This window comes from Paenibacillus thermotolerans, from assembly GCF_028745515.1.
Classification (GTDB): Bacteria; Bacillota; Bacilli; order Paenibacillales; family YIM-B00363; genus Paenibacillus_AE; species Paenibacillus_AE thermotolerans.
In genome coordinates, this window is record NZ_JAQZSG010000001.1 from 352,704 (window position 1) to 369,466 (window position 16,763).

Consider the following 16,763-nt stretch of genomic DNA (forward strand, 5'->3'; position numbering starts at 1 on the left):
AAGGCTTCCGCTTTTTTAGCGGAAGCCTTTTTATTGTTTTCGCAGCTTGAGCAAGCTTTACAGCTTCAATCGGATGAACTTGCGCTTGCCGACCTGCACGATATCCCCGTCCTGCACACGAAGCTCTGCGTTCGGGTCCGTCACCTTCTCCTCGTTCACCTTTACCCCTCCGCCTTGAACGGTACGTCGAGCCTCGGCGCCGGAAGGCTGCAGCCCGCTGACGACGAGCAGCTTCGCCAGGCGGATCGTTCCGTTATCCAGCTCGGACGCCGGAACGGTGAATTCCTCGATATCCTCCGGGAGAGCACGCTGCTGGAACACGGTGACGAAATGGTTTTGCGCTTCCTTTGCCGCCTCTTCCCCATGGTACATGCGAACGAGCGTATGCGCCAAATTCATTTTGGCGTCCCGCGGATGCGTCGTTCCGTTTTCAAGACCGTTTTTCAGCTGTACGAGCTCTTCGTTCGTCAGATCCGTGACCAGCTCGTAATACTTCAGCATAAGCTCGTCCGGCACGCTCATCGCTTTTCCGTAAATTTCCTTCGGGTCCTCGTTGATTCCGATATAGTTGCCCAGACTCTTGCTCATTTTTTGGACGCCGTCAAGCCCCTCGAGCAGCGGCATCGTCATCGTGATCTGCGCCTCTTTGCCGTACTCCTTCTGCAGCGTCCGCCCCATCAGCAGGTTGAACTTCTGGTCCGTGCCGCCCAGCTCGACATCGGTCTCCAGCGCGACGGAATCGTAACCTTGCATCAGCGGATAAAAAAATTCATGAATGGAAATCGGTTGTCCCGATGTATACCGTTTCGTGAAATCGTCGCGCTCCAGCATTCTCGCCACCGTTGTCTTCGCGGCAAGCGCCACGACGTCGGCGAACGTCATCGGAGCGAGCCATGTCGAGTTGTATACGACCTCCGTCCGTTCCGGATCCAAAATTTTAAAAATTTGCTCTTTATAAGTGGCGGCGTTGCGCTGAACGTCTTCTTCCGTCAGCTGCTTCCGGGTTTCGGACTTTCCGGTCGGGTCGCCGATTCTTCCCGTGAAGTCGCCGATGAGCAGCTGCACCCGGTGGCCGAATTGCTGAAACTGGCGCAGCTTATGCAGCACGACGGTATGGCCGACATGAATGTCGGGCGCCGACGGGTCGAGCCCCAGCTTAATTTTGAGCGGAACGCCCGAAACGATCGAGCGGGCCAGCTTGGCTGCGAACTCCTCCTCCGGAATAATATCAGCGGTACCCCGGCGAAGTGTCGCGAGCTGACGATCCAGCTCAGCTTGCTGCTCTTTGGTCAGTTCAATCGATTTTTCCATGATTCCTCTCACTCCTTAAGATGTACCAATATATAGCATACCCCTTACGCGACAGTCAACATGCCCGGGCCGTGTTTTATTTGGAACAGCCGCATTGCATGCCCAAGGCGGCGTTCGTGTGATATAATGAAGGTTGATCTTGGGGAGGTACATAACGATGTCTGATATGAAAGAAAACCAAAACAAGGACGCAGCCTCGCCTTCGTCCGCTTCGTTCGGGCGAAAGTTCGTCCGGTTCGGATTCAAGTCGCTGCTATGGCTTTTCCTTGTCGGCATACTCGGCGTGATCGTTGCCGGAGGAGCCGTAACCGGCTACGTGGCTGCGCTGGTTAAGGACGAGAAAGTGCGTACGCAGGCTGAAATTCTCGAGGCGGTGAGCACGAACAGCGAGACCGGCTTCGTGTACTTCCGGGACGGCACCGTCGTCGGCCAGCTGCGGACGGAAGAAGACCGAAGAGTAGTTACTTATCCGGAAATTCCGAAATATGTCGAAGACGCACTCATTTCTACCGAGGACGCCGATTTTCGCAGCCATATCGGCATCGACTTTACGGCGCTCGTCAGAGCCGTCAAGCAGCGGGTGCTTGACGAGGACGAGCAGACCGGCGGCAGCACCATAACGCAGCAGCTGGCACGCCGCGTGTTTTTAAGCCTGGATAAAACCGATTCCCGCAAAATTAAAGAAATTTTTCTCTCGCTACGGATGGAACGGTTTATGACGAAGGAAGATATTTTAGCCGCGTACCTGAACAAGGTTCCGTTCGGCAACGGCTCCTCCGGCTACAATCTGTTCGGAATCAAGGCGGCGGCCAAAGGCATATTCGGCTTGGAGCTGAACCAGCTGAACCTCGCCCAATCCGCCTATTTGGCGGGCTTGCCGCAGCAGCCCTCCCGCTTCTCCGCTTTTACCAGCAAGGGAGAGCTGGACGAAGAAGGCTTGCGCCTAGCCCTGGAGCGTCAGCGCTGGGTGCTGCACCGCATGCGCGATACCGGTAAAATTACGGAGGAGCAGTACCGCGATGCGCTTGCCTTCGATTTGAAGAACAGCTTGGCGAAGCCGACCCGCAAAGCGTATTCCACTTATCCGTTTTTGATGCTGGAGGTTGAGCGGCAGGCATCCGAGACGTTGGTGCTTGCCCGAAATCCGGACTTAACGTTTAAGCAGCTGCGCAGCCCGGAATACGCCGAGGCGATGAAGGATGCGCGGGAGCACCTGCTGCGGGGCGGCTACAAGGTATACACGACCATCGACAAAAACATTTACACCGCGCTGCGCGCTTATGCCGAAAATCCGGAAAACTTTACGAAGGACGATCCGAAAAAAGGCGTCGAACAAGTAGGCGCGATCCTGCTGGATAACCAAACGAGCGCCATTCTCGGCATGATCGAGGGGCGGGACTTTCATATCGAGCAGATGAACCACGCCACACAAAGCACCCGCCAGCCGGGCTCCGCGATGAAGCCGATCGCGGCTTATTTGCCGGCGCTCGAGTCGGGAGCCATACAGCCGGGCGACGTGATCGACGATGTGCCGATCATTCTTCCGGACGGCACGTCGGGGATTCATATTCCGCAAAACTGGGACGGCAAGTACCATGGACTAGTCACCGCGCGGCAAGCGCTGAATCAATCGTGGAACATCCCGGCCATCAAGCTGTTTGTGGATACCGTCACGATTCCGGCCGCGTGGGATTTCGCCAAGAAGCTAGGCATTACCAGCTTGACCGAGGACGACTACCATGCGCGGACGGGCGTCATCGGCGGACTGGAGCACGGCGTTTCCGTCGAAGAGCTGACGAACGCCTACTCCGCTATCGCCAATAAGGGCCAGTTTAACGACGCCTACTTAATCAGCAAAATTACCGACTCCGAGGACAATGTGATCTACGAGCACAAGCTGGCGCCGGAACCGGTATTTTCGGAGCAAACGGCGTATTTGATGACGGACATGATGCGCACCGTTATTTCGAGCGGCACTGCGACGGAGGTGAAGCGCCGGTTTAAATACGGCAAAGACATCCCGATCGTCGGCAAAACCGGAACGACTTCGGAAAACTACGATCTCTGGTTCGTAGGCTATTCCCCCGACGTGACGCTTGGCGTATGGGTCGGGTACGATCAGCCTTCCACCTTGAAGGAATCGCTCAGGGCGAAACGGGTTTGGGCGGATGTCATGAACACGCTCGTCGAAACGAAGCCCGAGCTGTTTGCGACAAAAGAATTCGAAATGCCGGAAGGCATCGTGCAAAAGACCGTCTCCCGCGTTTCCGGCGATTTGCCGAGCGAAACGGTCATTAAAGAAAAGCTTACGGTTACGGATTTGTTCAACCGCAAATATATTCCGACCAAAGTGGACGATGTACTGCAGGTGGCTAAGATCGTAAACGTCAAAGGCAAATCGTACATTCCGCAATCGGGAACGCCGGACGATATGACGAGAACGATGCCCGTCGTCGTGCGTGAAGAGCCGATATCCGATCTGCTGAAGCGCATCGAGGAATTGATGAATAAAATTCCCGAGAAGAAGCGCAAGCCGCTCGAACGCTACCGTCCGAACGACGGCTTCGGCGATGCGCCGACGGAGACGGACCCGCGGGTGGAGGACGGCGTCAATCCGACGCCGCCTGCGAAGCTGTCGAGCCTAAAAACCGACAAAGGCTTCAAAGTCATGTTCTCTCCGAGTCCGCATAACGATATCGCAGGCTATCGCGTCTATCGTTCCGTAGACGGCGGCCCGTTCCAGCAGATGCCGGGCAAGACCGTCCTGAACGGGGATATTACCGCGTTTTACGACGACATCGATGAGAACCGGACGTTCGGATACTATATCGTCGCCGTCGACATTGCCGGCAAAACGTCGGCGCCGAGCGAACCGCTTTATATCGGGCCTGCCGGGGGTACGCCGTTCAATCCGTCCGATACGACGGGCGACGGTACGGATCCGCTCGATTCGGGCGCGGGCGACGGATCCGGAGACGGCGGTACCGGAGACGGCGGAGGCGCCGCTGCCGGAGCGCCGGCGGCACCGTCTCAGCCGACTGCGGAAGCGCGCGATCTCGGCGTTAAGCTCTCATGGGCGGCCAGCCCCGCCGAGCAAGCCGTCGCGAAATATAACGTCTACTTCGCGCAAGCTGAGTCCGGTCCGTATCAGTTGATCGGCTCGACGGAAGGAACGACTTTCGAATACATCTCCGTTTCGGTCGGCGGCTGGTACCGCATTACGGCGGAGAACGGCGCCGGGGAATCTCCCCCTTCGCCTTCCGTACATTTGGAGTAAAGAAAAAAGCGACAGCCATTGACGATGGACTGTCGCTTTTTTTATGCATCGGAGAAATAGCATCACTAGGAGTTGCTGTTGGGGCCATATTTTGCGCCTTTGAAAAACATAAGCACACTGTAAGTTGCTATCTCGGCAAAAACGGCTCTCTACTCACCATTTTTACGTGATTAACAACTCGTAGTGTGCTTAATTTCTACAGAACCCTTAATACCAACCGATTAACAACTCATAGTGATGCTAAAATCAAATACCCCGCTTCAGCATCTCTTCCACGATACTTCCGGACCGTTCCGAGGCAAGCTTCGTAAATTCCTCGAAATTTACATGCGCCGAGCCGTCCGCCCGATCCGACATGGAGCGGAGCACGACATACGGCACGCCGTTCAGACGGCATACTTGAGCGACCGCCGAGCCTTCCATCTCGACACAATCGCCCTGCAGCTCCCGCCGAAGCAGCTCGACGGTTTCTCTGCTGGCGACAAACTGATCCCCGGACAGCACTCTTCCCTTACGCGCCTTCCCCGGGTATAAAGCTTCGCTCGCCGCAAACGCCGTCTCCACCAGCCGCTCGTCCGCCGGAAATACCGACTCTTCGGTATATGGAATGACGCCCCTGGCAAAGCCGAGCGGCGTTACGTCCATATCGTGCTGAATGCAATCCGTGGACACGACGATATCCCCGATGTTAAGCTCCGGATGAAGCGCACCCGCCACACCGGTAAAAATAACGCAGTCGACGCCGAAGCGATCGATCAGCAGCTGCGTGCATACGGCGGCATTCACCTTCCCTACGCCGCACTTGCACAGAACGACCTTCTTGCCGAGCCAGTCGCCTTTACGAAATTCGATGCCGGCGACCGTAATCGTCTCGGCATTTCCGATCCGTTCCAAAAAGCGTTCGATTTCCTCTTGCATGGCGCCGATCAATCCGACGGTTTCAAACGACATTCCTTACATCCTCCTCAAAAAAAAGAGGCTCATTATACATGAGCCACGGATTTGCGCATAATCATTTCGTGGGGCAGTACGACGGTCGGGCTGGATACCGGTTCTTTCTTCATCAATTTCGTGAGCAGCCGCATCGATACGGCGCCGATGTCATACATCGGCTGCGCGACGGTAGAAAGCATCGGGCGCACCATCGAGGCCATTCGAATGTTGTCGACCGAAATAACGGAAATATCCTCCGGCACCCGGAGACCGTGATCCTGAATGGCGTGAATCGCTCCGATCGCCATCTCGTCCGTTGCCGCGAATATCGCCGTCGGACGATTGTCCAATCCCAAGAAATACTCCATCGTCTCAATGCCGGACTCATATTTATAGTTACCGATCCGAACATAGGCTTCTTGGAACGGAATGCCTGCCGCTTCCAGAGCGGTCTTGTAGCCTTGGTAACGCGCAAAGCCGTTCGACGGGTCCTGCAAATTGCCCGAAATCATGCCGATGCTGCGGTGACCGTGCTGGATCAAGGAAGTGACCGCATCGAATGCGGCCCGCTCATGATCGATGTCTACCGACGGCATGATGTGATTGGCATCCGTCGTTGCACAGAGCACGATCGGCACGGAATTCCGGAACGCTTCGATATGCTCGTCCGTTACGATTCCGCCCATAAAAAGAAGTCCGTCCACCTGCTTCTCGAGAAGCGTGTTGATTACGCGGATTTCCTTCTCCTTCTTCTTATCGGAGTTACACAAAATCATGTTGTAGTGATACATATTGGCGATATCCTCGATGCCCCGAACGACCTCGGAATACATCGTGTTGGAAATATCGGGAATGACGACTCCGACGGTCGTCGTCTTCTTGCTCGCAAGTCCGCGCGCTACGGCGTTCGGGCGGTAGCCGAGCCGCTCGATGGCCTCGAAAACCTTCTTTCGCGTCTGCGGCTTGACGTTCGGATTATTGTTGACGACCCTGGATACGGTCGCCATCGATACGCCCGCTTCCCTGGCCACGTCATAAATTGTTACAGTCACGTGCATTCTCTCCAATAAACAAAAATTTGTACGTCCAATCCAAGATAAGGTTATCATACGACAAAAATTTGCTTTGCGCAACGCTGACGCCTTCTTGCCTCCAAAGAAAAACGCCAAAAAGAAAAACCTCCGGGGAGGTTTATGTCGAAATACGGTATTTAATATGTAGCGATTCTTTTCTTCGTTATTTGCGAGAGCCTCTCCCGAATATTGTTCGCCCATTCGGTATCGTGAACGGATTGGGCAAGCAGCAGCAGGTCCAGCAGCTCGTTCACACGTTCGCTTATGATATGCTCCAAAGGCACATGGCTCCGGTCTTTTCTGGTTGCCTCCCGCAGTAAAAACGCGAACTCGTTCACTTCATGAAAAAAGATTTGCTTCTTCTCCGAGGCATCGCCCAGCGAACGAAGGAGATCCGACAGCTCCGGCTTCGCATCGGGATGCACGATGCTCCGTTCACAGCCGGAGCAGGATAATACCGGTACGTTCTCGATGGTCACTTTGCCCGAGAAGATCACCGTTCTTAAGCGAATTTCCATCGTTGCGCCGCAAACGCATTGTTTTTCCAAAACAAACCCTCCTAGAGAGGAAGACCATTCTTCCTGCTTGTAGAGTATATTCGCTCCGGGAAAACAAAACTCCTTCCGCTGCACGATAGTACTTATTGGCAACGCTCGCTTACTCGTCTTCCGGGCTTTCCTCCAACGATTTGTCGTACGCGCCGAGCGCCTGGCGAATGTCCGCCGCGGAACGCATGGACATAATCCGCTCCAGCAGCCGCGCGCTCTCCTCATACGTTGCCCGAAGCAGCCGGTTTTTCAGCGGCAGCATCAAACCGCCGGCCATGCTCAAATCGCGGACGCCGAGCCCTAACCAAACCGGCAGCGCCAGCGGGTCCCCGGCCATCTCCCCGCACACCGAAACCGACACGCCGGCTTGCCGGGCGGAGGCAACCGCCTGCGAGATCAGTCTCAGCACCGCCGGGTGAAACGGTTCGTAATGGCTCGCGATATGCTCGTTCATGCGGTCCGCCGCGAGAACGTATTGCGTTAAATCGTTCGTCCCGATGCTGAAGAAGTCCACCTCTTGCGCCAGCAGATCGGAGATGAGCGCAGCCGCCGGGACCTCGATCATAATGCCGATTTGGAGCCGTTCGTCGAACGGATGGCCTTCTTCTCTCAGCTCATTCATGGCCCGCGACAGGATGGCTTTCGCCGCATGCAGCTGCTCCACTGAGGATACCATCGGAAACATGACGCGGACTTTCCCGTAGGCGCTCGCTCTGACGATCGCGCGCAGCTGAGTTAAGAACGGCTCCTGATGCACTAAGGAAATGCGAATGGAACGCAAGCCGAGCACCGGATTTTCCTCTTCAGGCAGCTCCAAATAGTCGAGCTTCTTGTCGCCTCCGACGTCCAGCGTACGGATCGTGAGCGGTTTGCCGGCGAGCATTTGGGCGGCCTGCCGGTAAATGACGAATTGCTCTTCCTCCGAAGGGTACGTATCCCGATCCATATAAATGAACTCCGTGCGGAACAAGCCGACGCCTTCGGCGCCGCTCGAAAGCGCGCCCTCCAGCTCTTTCAGCGACGCGATATTGACGAATAAATGCGTCCGGACTCCGTCTTTCGTGACCGCCGGCAAATCGGCCAGAGAAAACAGACGCTCCCTCGCCTCCAGCTCCTTTTCCCGAAGCTTCAAGTGCCTGGACACCGTATCATCGGGCGGATTGATGTATACTTCTCCGGTCTTGCCGTTGATGACGAGCGTGTCGCCCGTTTCGACCGGTGCTGGCAGCTTTCCTTCCAAGCCGACGACCATCGGAATGTTCATCGCTCTAGCCATGATCGCCGCATGCGAGGTGCCGCCGCCCGCCATCATGGCGATGCCCAGCACGTTGGTTGGGTTCAGATGAGCCAGCTGCGAAGGCGAAACCTCCTTCGCCACGAGGACGAACGGACGATTGTCCGCCGGCATCTTCACTTCGGGAGAACCGATCAAGTGCTTTAACAGCCGGTTGCCGACATCCTTTATGTCCAGAGCCCGCTCCTTCATATATTGATCGTCCAATAAGTCGAACATGCCCACGAACTTGTCCATGACTTCCTTGACGGCCACTTCGGCAGCCTTATAATGGCGCCGGATAATGCCTTGAATTTCGTTCATGAATACCGGATCGTCCAGTATGGCCAAATGTGCGTCGAATATGTTCGACTCCGATTCGCCGATATATCCCGAAATTTCCTGTTTAATCAAATGGATTTCTTGTTTGGAATGGCGAATGCCCTCATACAGCCGCTCAAATTCGGCGGCCAAATCCTCCACTCCGATTCGGTGATCCGGCACATCCCATTCCAGGCTCGGCAGCACGAACGCTTTGCCTACCGCGATGCCCGCGGAAGCCCCGATACCTGTTGCTTTACGAGCGATGGACATCCTGATCCTCCTCCTTCATCGTGACGGACATAATCGACGCTTGGCCTTTCTTTACGGCTCCCCATGGAGCGAAGCTCCACGATTTGACGCGGCCCGGGTTCGTGACCAGCATCGGCGTAGCAAGCGATTTGGCATGCTTGCGAAGCTTGGCGATATCGAACGAAATCAGCAGCTGACCGGGCTTGACCGTCTCCTGCTCTTGAACGTGCGATTGGAATACTCCGTGCGCATTCGACGTATCGATCCCGATATGAAGCAGCACCTCAAGCCCTTCGTCCGTAGCGATTCCAAGCGCATGCATCGTTGGGTAGATATGCACAATTTTGCCGGATACCGGGGAAACCAATTCGCCGCGCTCCGGCATAAACGCCACTCCGCGGCCTACAATGCCTTCGGCGAACACCGGATCCGGAACTTCCTCAAGCGGAATCATCCGTCCGCTCACCGGCGAGTAGAAGGATACGCCTCGCGGATCTTTCCGAATCACCTTCATAATTTCTTCGCGGATCAGCTCGGAGAACGTGCCGAACACAACCTGCACGTTGCCCCCGCCCAGCGTTATGACGCCGGCTGCCCCGAGATGGCGAAGCGCGGCCGCGTCCAACGAACGGTCGTTCACAAGCGTAAGCCTAAGGCGGGTTATGCAGGCTTCCATATGAGTAATATTTTCTTTGCCTCCGAGCGCCTGCAAAATAAGCGGGGCGCGGTACGGTATGTCGCCCGCCCATTCGTCGAGCGCCGAGCCTTCTTCGCGGCCTGGAGTAGGAATCTGGAATTTTCGGATCGCCCATCGGAACAGGAAATAATACCCGAATCCGTACACCAATCCGATCGGAATCAGCATCCAGCCGTTCTTCGCCAGGTGGAAGTTGATGATGTAATCGATCGCCCCGGCGGAGAACGAAAAGCCGTGATGGATGTCGAGCAAATAGGTGATCCACATCGATAATCCGGACAATACGGCATGTACGACAAACAAGTACGGCGCCACGAACAAAAACGCAAACTCGATCGGTTCGGTGACGCCGGTGAGGAAGGAGGATAACGCCGCCGTCAAGAACGTCGCCCGAACGGCAGGCTTCAAATCTTCCCTTGCCTCGTGAATGATCGCGAACGCGATCGCCGGCAGCGCGAACATCATGATCGGATACAGCCCCGCCATATACGTGCCGGCTGTCGGATCCCCCGCAAAAAATCTCGGCAAATCCCCGTAAAAGATCGTTCCGTCGTCCCGTTCGAAAGTCCCCGTTTGGAAATAGATGACATTATTCAATATATGGTGCAATCCGGAAGGAACCAGCAGTCTATGAAACATGCCGTACAAGAACGTACCGAAGCCGCCCATTCCTAGCACGATGTCGCTCAACTCAAACAGTCCCGCCTGCAAATAAGGACCGATATGTACGATCAGAAATGAGAACAATACGGAAGCGAAGCTCATGATCAGCAACACCGAGCGCGGTCCGCCGAAAAATTGAATGTATTCCGGAAAACGGACTCCTTTAAAGCGATGGTACAGCAGCGCAGCCATCAGTCCGATGATGATGCCTCCCGTAACGCCTAACTGAAATCCTTGGGGAATGAAAAATTGCGTAACCCTATCGTATATAAAATACCCGACCAGCGCGGACATGCCGGCGACGCCTGCGCTTTCCGTCAAGCCCAGCGCTACGCCGATCGCGAATATGTATGGCAAATAAATAAATACCGTCATTCCGGCAAAAGTAAGCATCTCGCCGGTTTGTCCCATGCCGGCGGCTTCCCAATCGAATGAACCGAGACGGATCAAGATGGCCGCAGCGGGAAGCGCGATCGTAGGTATCATTAACGAACGGCCGAATTGCTGCAGCATTCCCATCGTATTCATTGTGGGATCCCCCCCTTTCCATAGCACTAATGGTAATTGGAGAACAATGGATTGTCAAAGCAAGCAAAAAAATGGCGGACAATGGATCATTGTCCGCCATTTCACAACCGTTCGCTTCGATTACACGTTCCGGAAGCTTGTGCTCATCATGCCCATACCTTGGGAACGGCCCATGGAAGGGTTCGTGCTGTCCGCGCGAAGATAATTGTCATGGCCCGACTGGTTGCCGACATAATTAGCGGTATGGTAGCTGCTCGGGTTTACTTGATGCTGCTGAAACCCGCCGCCAAATTGGCTTGCCGCAAAGCTCTGCGCAGGAACAAACGAAGAGCGGAACGACGGTACGGCTTGACCGATGCCCATCCCCATCGAGCTCGGGCTTGTAGCATCAGCGCGCAAATGCTGATCATGACCTTGCTTGTTGCCCGCATAGCTCGCCGTGTGGTAGCTTTGCGCCGTTACTGCAGAGAACGAGCCCGGACGCGTGCTGTCGGCACGCAAGTAATTGTCGTGACCGGGTTGGTTGCCGGCATATCCTGCCGTGTGGTAGCTTTGAGCTTGCGGGTTGATCATGCTTTGCTGTTGGCCGCCGTAGTACGACTGAACGATGCCGGTCGGCTGGAACTGACGAGCCGAACCGCGGTACTGAGACTGAACCGGCTGTCCGAAAGAAGACTGAAACTGATTGAACACTCGTTTTTCCTCCTCGAAGGATAAGTTGTCTTCAAACGATGCCCCCATGGACAGGACAAAGATGAAGCCAAACTTATTTTGTCTAAGGAGAAAACAATTTATGAACCGATTCGGCGGGCTAGCCTTCCACCTTCTGCCGATTCGGACGAAGCAGCGCATCGTCCACTTTAATGCAGCGGTCCATAATGACGTTAAGCCCGCCGCTAGCCGCAATGTCCGCCGTTTCTTCGTTATAGATTCCTTGCTGGAGCCACAGCGTCTTCGCTCCGATGCTTACCGCTTCCTTGGCGATTTCGGGCGTATGCTCCGGACGGCGAAATACGTTGACGATATCTACCGGTTCGGGAATGTCCGAAAGCTTCGGATAGCATTTCTCCCCTAAGATGACGTCTCCCGTCGGGTTCACCGGAATGATCCGATACCCTTTGGCCTGCATTGCTTTAGCTACCATGTGGGACGTTTTTTCCGGATTTTCCGACAGCCCGACGACTGCGATGTTTCCGGCATTTTCAAGAATTTCCTTGATTTGCTCATTGGACGGATGCCGATACGCCATGCTTCTCAGTCCTCCTTATTACGACTCGAGGGATACGTCCGCGCCCAGCGCGCGCAAATGATCGAAAAATTGCGGATACGATTTGGCCACATGATGCGCGTCGCGAATAATTAAACCTTCTTCCGAACGCAAGCCTGCCACCGATAATGCCATGATGACACGGTGGTCGAAGTGAGCGTCGATCACGGCGCCGCCGCGGATGCCCTCCGGCTTGCCGTGTACGATGATTTCGCTGCGTCTCTCCTCCACGTCGGCTCCGGCTTTGCGAAGCTCCGTAACAAAATCGGTGATTCTGTCGCATTCTTTATATCGTAAGTTTTCCACGTTGTAGAATCTTGATGTGCCTTCGGCAAAAACCGAGGCGGCCACACATGCGAGCACGGCGTCCGTAAACTCGTCGCCGTCGAATTCGCCAGCCGTAAGCCGGCCGTTGCCTTGTACGCGAACGACCCCGCCTTCATGCGTCAGCGGCGTCCCCATCGCCTTCAGCACGTCAACCGCTTTGCGTTCTCCTTGCTTGCTATGCTCAAGAAGCCGGTGCACCGTAACATCGGAGTCGGTAACGGCGGCCGCCGCGAGAATAGCCGCGGAGCCCGGATAATCCCCTTGTACAATATATTCGCGGCTTTGGTAAGCTTGCTTGCCCGGAATGCGATATTTCATCAAATCGGCGCTTGCCTCAACGACAATCCCCGCATCCTGAAGCACCTCAAGCGTCTGTCCTACCACGATTTTCGATTTCAAATCGTTAAGCACGGTAATTTCGCTGTCTTCTTCCAGCATCGGCGTCAAAAACAACAGCGAGCTTAAAAATTGCGACGATACGCTGCCCGACACCTCGATGTTTCCGCCGCGCGTCGTCCCGCCGTATACCGTGATCGGCAGCTTGCCGTCCCGGTGCTCGATCCGCACGTTCATAGACTGCAGTGCCGTGATTAAATCGTCGTGCGGCCGTTTGCCTAAAGAATCCGGGTACGCATTGACGAACGTCACTTTCGGCAGCAGCGCGGCGATCGACAGCAGGAAGCGAAGCACCGCTCCGGCATTGCCGACATTCAGCTCGCCCGGATTGTTCGGGTGCTTCCCGAACCCCGTAACGTGCATCGTGTCCCCGTCTTCCTCCAGTACCGCCCCCAAATCTTGGATGCAGCGCCGCAAAGCGTCGCTGTCTTCGCTATGGGCGGGGAAGCGAATCGTGCTCATCCCTTCCGCCAATGCGGAAACGAGCATGTAACGGGTTGTATAGTTTTTGGAGGATAAGGCTTGAATTTCACCCTTCAGTGATTTCGTCGGTTTAATAATGGCATCCATTGACTCGAATACTCCTCTCATGTGCGTAACGTTATGTAGAAACGCCGCCGGTTCCGATCACCCAGCCTGCCGCTGCGAAAGCCGCGGAAGCGAATAATGTGACGGCGACGTAAACCATCGATTTGATGCGCCGCTCCGGCGCTTCGTAAAGCTGTGCCGCTTCCACCGCGAACGTCGAGAACGTGGTAAAGCCTCCTAAAACACCGGTTCCGAGCCCAAGCGCAACGATGCCGGCATCGCGCGCAGCCAACCATCCGAGCGCCAAGGAACCGGCACAATTGATCAACAGCGTCGGAATCGGACTGCGGAGAAGCTTCTTCCCATAGCGGATCGCAAGCCACCGCAGCACAGCGCCAAGGGCTCCGCCGCAGGCGACGACAACCGGAGCCAATACGTTTGCGTGTATCCCGCCAAGTATCATACCCGCTGCTCCTTCGATCTTTGTTTGTAGAAGCGCAGGCCGGAATACGCCGCTGCGGGGCCGAGAAGAGCGCTCGCCAGCACGTAAACGGCCGCCGATCCCCACTGCTCGGAGCGAATCAGCGTCCAAGTCTCCACGCCGAACGCCGACATCGTGGTAAAGGCGCCGATCAACCCGGTCCCGATCCCCTGCGCGGCCCAAGCGGGCCACCGCTTCGCAACGCTTCTGCCTGTAACCCAGCCGAGCGCAAAGGAGCCTGCAATGTTGCACAGCAGCGTGCCTGACGGGAAACCCGAGCCTGTGCCGATCAGAAGTCCGATCCCCCATCTTGCGGCGGACCCTAGAGCTCCGAATACGGCTACGGCTAACCAAACCATACAGCCCCTCCTGTGTTTGACAACGGCCGAATCGACGGCGTAAGATGATTGTTAGTCTAAAAGCCAAATAAAGCCGTAAACGAAAGGACGATGCCAATGAGCGATTTGCGCGCCATTTCACCATCCGAATTGAAAGCAAGATTGGACCGCGGCGACACGCCGTGCATCATTGACGTTCGGGAAGACGAAGAGGTCGCTGCCGGCATGATTCCCGGAGCGAAGCATATCGCCCTCGGCGAGCTGCCGGGACGCTGCCAAGAAATCCCGAAGGATTGCGAGGTCATCCTCGTTTGCCGCAGCGGAAACCGGAGCGGCAAAGCGTACGCCTATCTCGAATCGCTCGGATACCGCAATACGGTCAATATGACCGGCGGGATGACGGCCTGGTCTCAATTATAAGCGCGGCAATTTGAAATGCGCGATAATTTTGTCTACGGTTTGCCGAATATTCGCCTCCGACGTGTCGATCGCCAGATCGGCAAAGTCGTAGGCGTTTTTTCTATCTTCCAGCAGCCTTCTTACGTTGGCTTCTCTGTCGCCCGCAAGCAGCGGCCGTTCGGTGTCCTTGCGTAACCGCGCGATAATCGTCTCCGCCGGCGCCTTAAGCGCGACGATATATGCGCCGGCGTTCAGCAGTCTTCTGTTCTCCTCGCGGAGCACGGCTCCGCCGCCTGTCGATATAATTTGCCGCTTGCCCATCATGATTTCGCGAATGGCCGACGTTTCCGCTTCCCGGAAATACGGCTCGCCGTCTTGGGCGAATATGTCGGCAATCGAACGGTTCTCTTTCCCCTTTATCGTTTCGTCGGTATCGACGAACGTCCATCGCAGCCGCTCCGCGAGGGCCTGTCCGACGGTCGTCTTCCCGGTCCCCATAAATCCGATTAAGGCGATGTTCGTCTTGTCCTGAAGCGTTATGTTTCGCAACGTTGCTCCCCTGCCAGCCTTTTCTCCCCATCATAACATAGACGCAAGAGCGCGAACAATGAAAAAAGGCTCCCGCGCGGGAGCCGTTAAAGCCGAATTAATCGATCCAATTGAAATGGAAGGTGCCTTCTTTATCGATCCGCTCAAACGTATGCGCTCCGAAGTAGTCGCGCTGCGCTTGAAGCAGGTTCGCCGGAAGACGTTCCGCACGATAAGAGTCGTAGTAAGCCAGCGCCGACGAGAAGGCAGGCACCGGAATGCCGCGCTGCACGGCGACGGAAACGACGCTGCGCCAAGCGTCCTGATAATTTTCGACCGCGTTCTTGAAATAATCGTCAAGCAGCAGGTTCGATAGCTCCGGGTTACGCTTGTACGCATCGGTAATGTTTTGCAGAAACCGGGCGCGAATGATGCAGCCGCCGCGGAAAATTTTCGCGATTTCGCCGTACTGCAAATTCCACCCGAAATGCTCGGAAGCGGCGCGCATTTGCGCGAAGCCTTGCGCATAAGAACATATCTTGCTTGCGTACAACGCTCTGCGGACTTGCTCGACAAACTCGGCCGCGCCGATATCGAGCGGCTTCTCCGCCGGGCCGCCGAGCACTTTGCTCGCCTTCACCCGCTCTTCCTTCATGGAAGAAATAAAGCGCGAGAATACCGATTCCGTAATGATGGACAGCGGCACCCCCAGATCCAAGGCGCTTGCGCTCGTCCATTTGCCCGTACCCTTCTGTCCGGCCGTATCCTTGATCAAATCGACCATCGGCTTGCCCGTATCCGGATCGAGCTTGGTGAAAATATCCGCGGTAATTTCAATCAAATAGCTGTCGAGCTCGCCTTTGTTCCAATCCGCGAAAATTTCATGGAGCTGATACGCATTCAGCCCGAGCACGTCCCGAAGCAGCTGGTACGCTTCGCAGATGAGCTGCATATCGCCGTACTCGATGCCGTTGTGCACCATCTTTACATAATGGCCCGCACCGCCCGGGCCGATGTATGTACAGCACGGCTCGTCCCCTACATGGGCGGAAATCGCTTCGAAGATCGGACCGACCAAATCGTACGCTTCCTTCGGTCCGCCCGGCATAATGGCCGGCCCCTTCAATGCGCCTTCCTCGCCGCCCGATACGCCGGTGCCGATAAAGCGGAGCCCCTTCTCCGACAGCTCCTTCTCCCTTCGCTGCGTGTCCGGAAAATATGCGTTGCCGCCGTCGATAATGACGTCGCCCTTGTCCAAATGCGGGACAAGCTGCTCAATCGTCTTATCCGTAGGTTCGCCCGCTTTGACCATAATCATGATTTTGCGGGGGGTTTCCAATGATTGCACAAATTCCTCAACGCTGTATGTCGCTTTCAAATTTTTTCCCTTGGCTTCTTCCTCCAGCTCTCTCGTCTTTTCCGGCGAACGGTTGTACACCGCGACGGAAAAACCCTTGCTCTCCATGTTAAGGGCCAGGTTTTTGCCCATTACCGCAAGGCCTACGACCCCGATCTGCTGTTTCGTCATTAGGATCATCCTTTGTACCAATAATATGTATCGCACAAAACGCTCTTCCCCTATATTACACGAATGAAGCGCAACTTCCAACATACGGTACCGTG

General features: G+C 55.6%; 15 protein-coding genes. 2 read left to right on the top strand and 13 right to left on the bottom strand.

The annotated features are described in order from the left end of the window. Positions 1-57 precede the first annotated feature (57 nt). Entirely contained in the window at positions 58-1,311 is a 1,254-nt protein-coding gene (gene tyrS / locus PT964_RS01735) for a tyrosine--tRNA ligase (protein ID WP_274361579.1), read from the bottom strand. 157 nt (positions 1,312-1,468) lie between these two features. Here tyrS and PT964_RS01740 point away from each other — a divergent pair, with 157 nt between their 5' ends. Beyond that, the gene (locus tag PT964_RS01740) at positions 1,469-4,588 is read left to right on the top strand and encodes a transglycosylase domain-containing protein (RefSeq protein ID WP_274361580.1); all 3,120 of its coding nucleotides are present in this window, start codon (positions 1,469-1,471) and stop codon (positions 4,586-4,588) included. 246 nt (positions 4,589-4,834) lie between these two features. On the opposite strand, the gene PT964_RS01745 is transcribed toward PT964_RS01740, so the two are convergent. The 10 genes from PT964_RS01745 to PT964_RS01790 form a co-directional block, all read right to left on the bottom strand. After that, positions 4,835-5,539: a 5'-methylthioadenosine/adenosylhomocysteine nucleosidase gene (locus PT964_RS01745; protein ID WP_274361581.1), complete on the bottom strand. Its 705-nt coding sequence runs from the start codon at positions 5,537-5,539 to the stop codon at positions 4,835-4,837. Between the two features lie 32 nt (positions 5,540-5,571). Beyond that, a complete protein-coding gene (ccpA, locus tag PT964_RS01750) occupies positions 5,572-6,573 on the bottom strand; it encodes a catabolite control protein A (RefSeq protein ID WP_274361582.1) in 1,002 nt (333 codons plus the stop codon). Between the two features lie 158 nt (positions 6,574-6,731). Beyond that, complete coding sequence (locus PT964_RS01755; protein WP_274361583.1) at positions 6,732-7,142, bottom strand: YgiT-type zinc finger protein; 411 nt, start codon at positions 7,140-7,142, stop codon at positions 6,732-6,734. Positions 7,143-7,251: 109 nt separating this feature from the next. Next, positions 7,252-9,009: a phosphoenolpyruvate--protein phosphotransferase gene (gene ptsP, locus PT964_RS01760; protein WP_274361584.1), complete on the bottom strand. Its 1,758-nt coding sequence runs from the start codon at positions 9,007-9,009 to the stop codon at positions 7,252-7,254. Next, positions 8,993-10,876 carry a glucose PTS transporter subunit IIA gene (locus PT964_RS01765; protein ID WP_274361585.1) on the bottom strand — a complete coding sequence of 628 codons (1,884 nt, stop codon included), beginning with the start codon at positions 10,874-10,876 and terminating at the stop codon, positions 8,993-8,995. The genes ptsP and PT964_RS01765 overlap by 17 nt, the downstream gene beginning before the upstream one ends. 120 nt (positions 10,877-10,996) lie before the next feature. Next, positions 10,997-11,569 carry a hypothetical protein gene (locus PT964_RS01770; RefSeq protein WP_274361586.1) on the bottom strand — a complete coding sequence of 191 codons (573 nt, stop codon included), beginning with the start codon at positions 11,567-11,569 and terminating at the stop codon, positions 10,997-10,999. A gap of 118 nt (positions 11,570-11,687) precedes the next feature. Continuing rightward, the gene (locus PT964_RS01775; RefSeq protein ID WP_274361587.1) at positions 11,688-12,125 is read right to left on the bottom strand and encodes a CoA-binding protein; all 438 of its coding nucleotides are present in this window, start codon (positions 12,123-12,125) and stop codon (positions 11,688-11,690) included. A gap of 18 nt (positions 12,126-12,143) precedes the next feature. Beyond that, on the bottom strand, positions 12,144-13,436 hold the full coding sequence (aroA, locus tag PT964_RS01780; RefSeq protein ID WP_274361588.1) for a 3-phosphoshikimate 1-carboxyvinyltransferase: 1,293 nt from the start codon (positions 13,434-13,436) through the stop codon (positions 12,144-12,146). 31 nt (positions 13,437-13,467) lie between these two features. Beyond that, positions 13,468-13,857 carry a fluoride efflux transporter FluC gene (locus tag PT964_RS01785; protein WP_274361589.1) on the bottom strand — a complete coding sequence of 130 codons (390 nt, stop codon included), beginning with the start codon at positions 13,855-13,857 and terminating at the stop codon, positions 13,468-13,470. After that, complete coding sequence (locus PT964_RS01790) at positions 13,854-14,234, bottom strand: fluoride efflux transporter FluC (RefSeq protein WP_274361590.1); 381 nt, start codon at positions 14,232-14,234, stop codon at positions 13,854-13,856. The genes PT964_RS01785 and PT964_RS01790 overlap by 4 nt, the downstream gene beginning before the upstream one ends. Positions 14,235-14,330: 96 nt before the next feature. On the opposite strand from PT964_RS01790, the gene PT964_RS01795 reads away from it, so the two are divergent. Next, positions 14,331-14,633 carry a rhodanese-like domain-containing protein gene (locus PT964_RS01795; RefSeq protein ID WP_274361591.1) on the top strand — a complete coding sequence of 101 codons (303 nt, stop codon included), beginning with the start codon at positions 14,331-14,333 and terminating at the stop codon, positions 14,631-14,633. Here PT964_RS01795 and PT964_RS01800 read toward each other — a convergent pair. Both PT964_RS01800 and gndA read right to left on the bottom strand, forming a co-directional pair. Next, entirely contained in the window at positions 14,628-15,161 is a 534-nt protein-coding gene (locus PT964_RS01800; RefSeq protein ID WP_274361592.1) for a shikimate kinase, read from the bottom strand. The genes PT964_RS01795 and PT964_RS01800 overlap by 6 nt on opposite strands. A 97-nt stretch (positions 15,162-15,258) precedes the next feature. Beyond that, on the bottom strand, positions 15,259-16,668 hold the full coding sequence (gene gndA / locus PT964_RS01805) for an NADP-dependent phosphogluconate dehydrogenase (RefSeq protein WP_274361593.1): 1,410 nt from the start codon (positions 16,666-16,668) through the stop codon (positions 15,259-15,261). Between the last annotated feature and the right edge of the window lie 95 nt (positions 16,669-16,763).

Bases quoted from the DNA above. Each gene is read 5' to 3' on its own strand.
- tyrS (WP_274361579.1), bottom strand. From the start codon at position 1,311: ATGGAAAAATCGATTGAACTGACCAAAGAGCAGCAAGCTGAGCTGGAT.
- PT964_RS01740 (WP_274361580.1), top strand. From the start codon at position 1,469: ATGTCTGATATGAAAGAAAACCAAAACAAGGACGCAGCCTCGCCTTCG.
- PT964_RS01745 (WP_274361581.1), bottom strand. From the start codon at position 5,539: ATGTCGTTTGAAACCGTCGGATTGATCGGCGCCATGCAAGAGGAAATC.
- ptsP (WP_274361584.1), bottom strand. From the start codon at position 9,009: ATGTCCATCGCTCGTAAAGCAACAGGTATCGGGGCTTCCGCGGGCATC.
- PT964_RS01765 (WP_274361585.1), bottom strand. From the start codon at position 10,876: ATGAATACGATGGGAATGCTGCAGCAATTCGGCCGTTCGTTAATGATA.
- PT964_RS01775 (WP_274361587.1), bottom strand. From the start codon at position 12,125: ATGGCGTATCGGCATCCGTCCAATGAGCAAATCAAGGAAATTCTTGAA.
- aroA (WP_274361588.1), bottom strand. From the start codon at position 13,436: ATGGATGCCATTATTAAACCGACGAAATCACTGAAGGGTGAAATTCAA.
- PT964_RS01785 (WP_274361589.1), bottom strand. From the start codon at position 13,857: ATGATACTTGGCGGGATACACGCAAACGTATTGGCTCCGGTTGTCGTC.
- PT964_RS01790 (WP_274361590.1), bottom strand. From the start codon at position 14,234: ATGGTTTGGTTAGCCGTAGCCGTATTCGGAGCTCTAGGGTCCGCCGCA.
- PT964_RS01795 (WP_274361591.1), top strand. From the start codon at position 14,331: ATGAGCGATTTGCGCGCCATTTCACCATCCGAATTGAAAGCAAGATTG.
- gndA (WP_274361593.1), bottom strand. From the start codon at position 16,668: ATGACGAAACAGCAGATCGGGGTCGTAGGCCTTGCGGTAATGGGCAAA.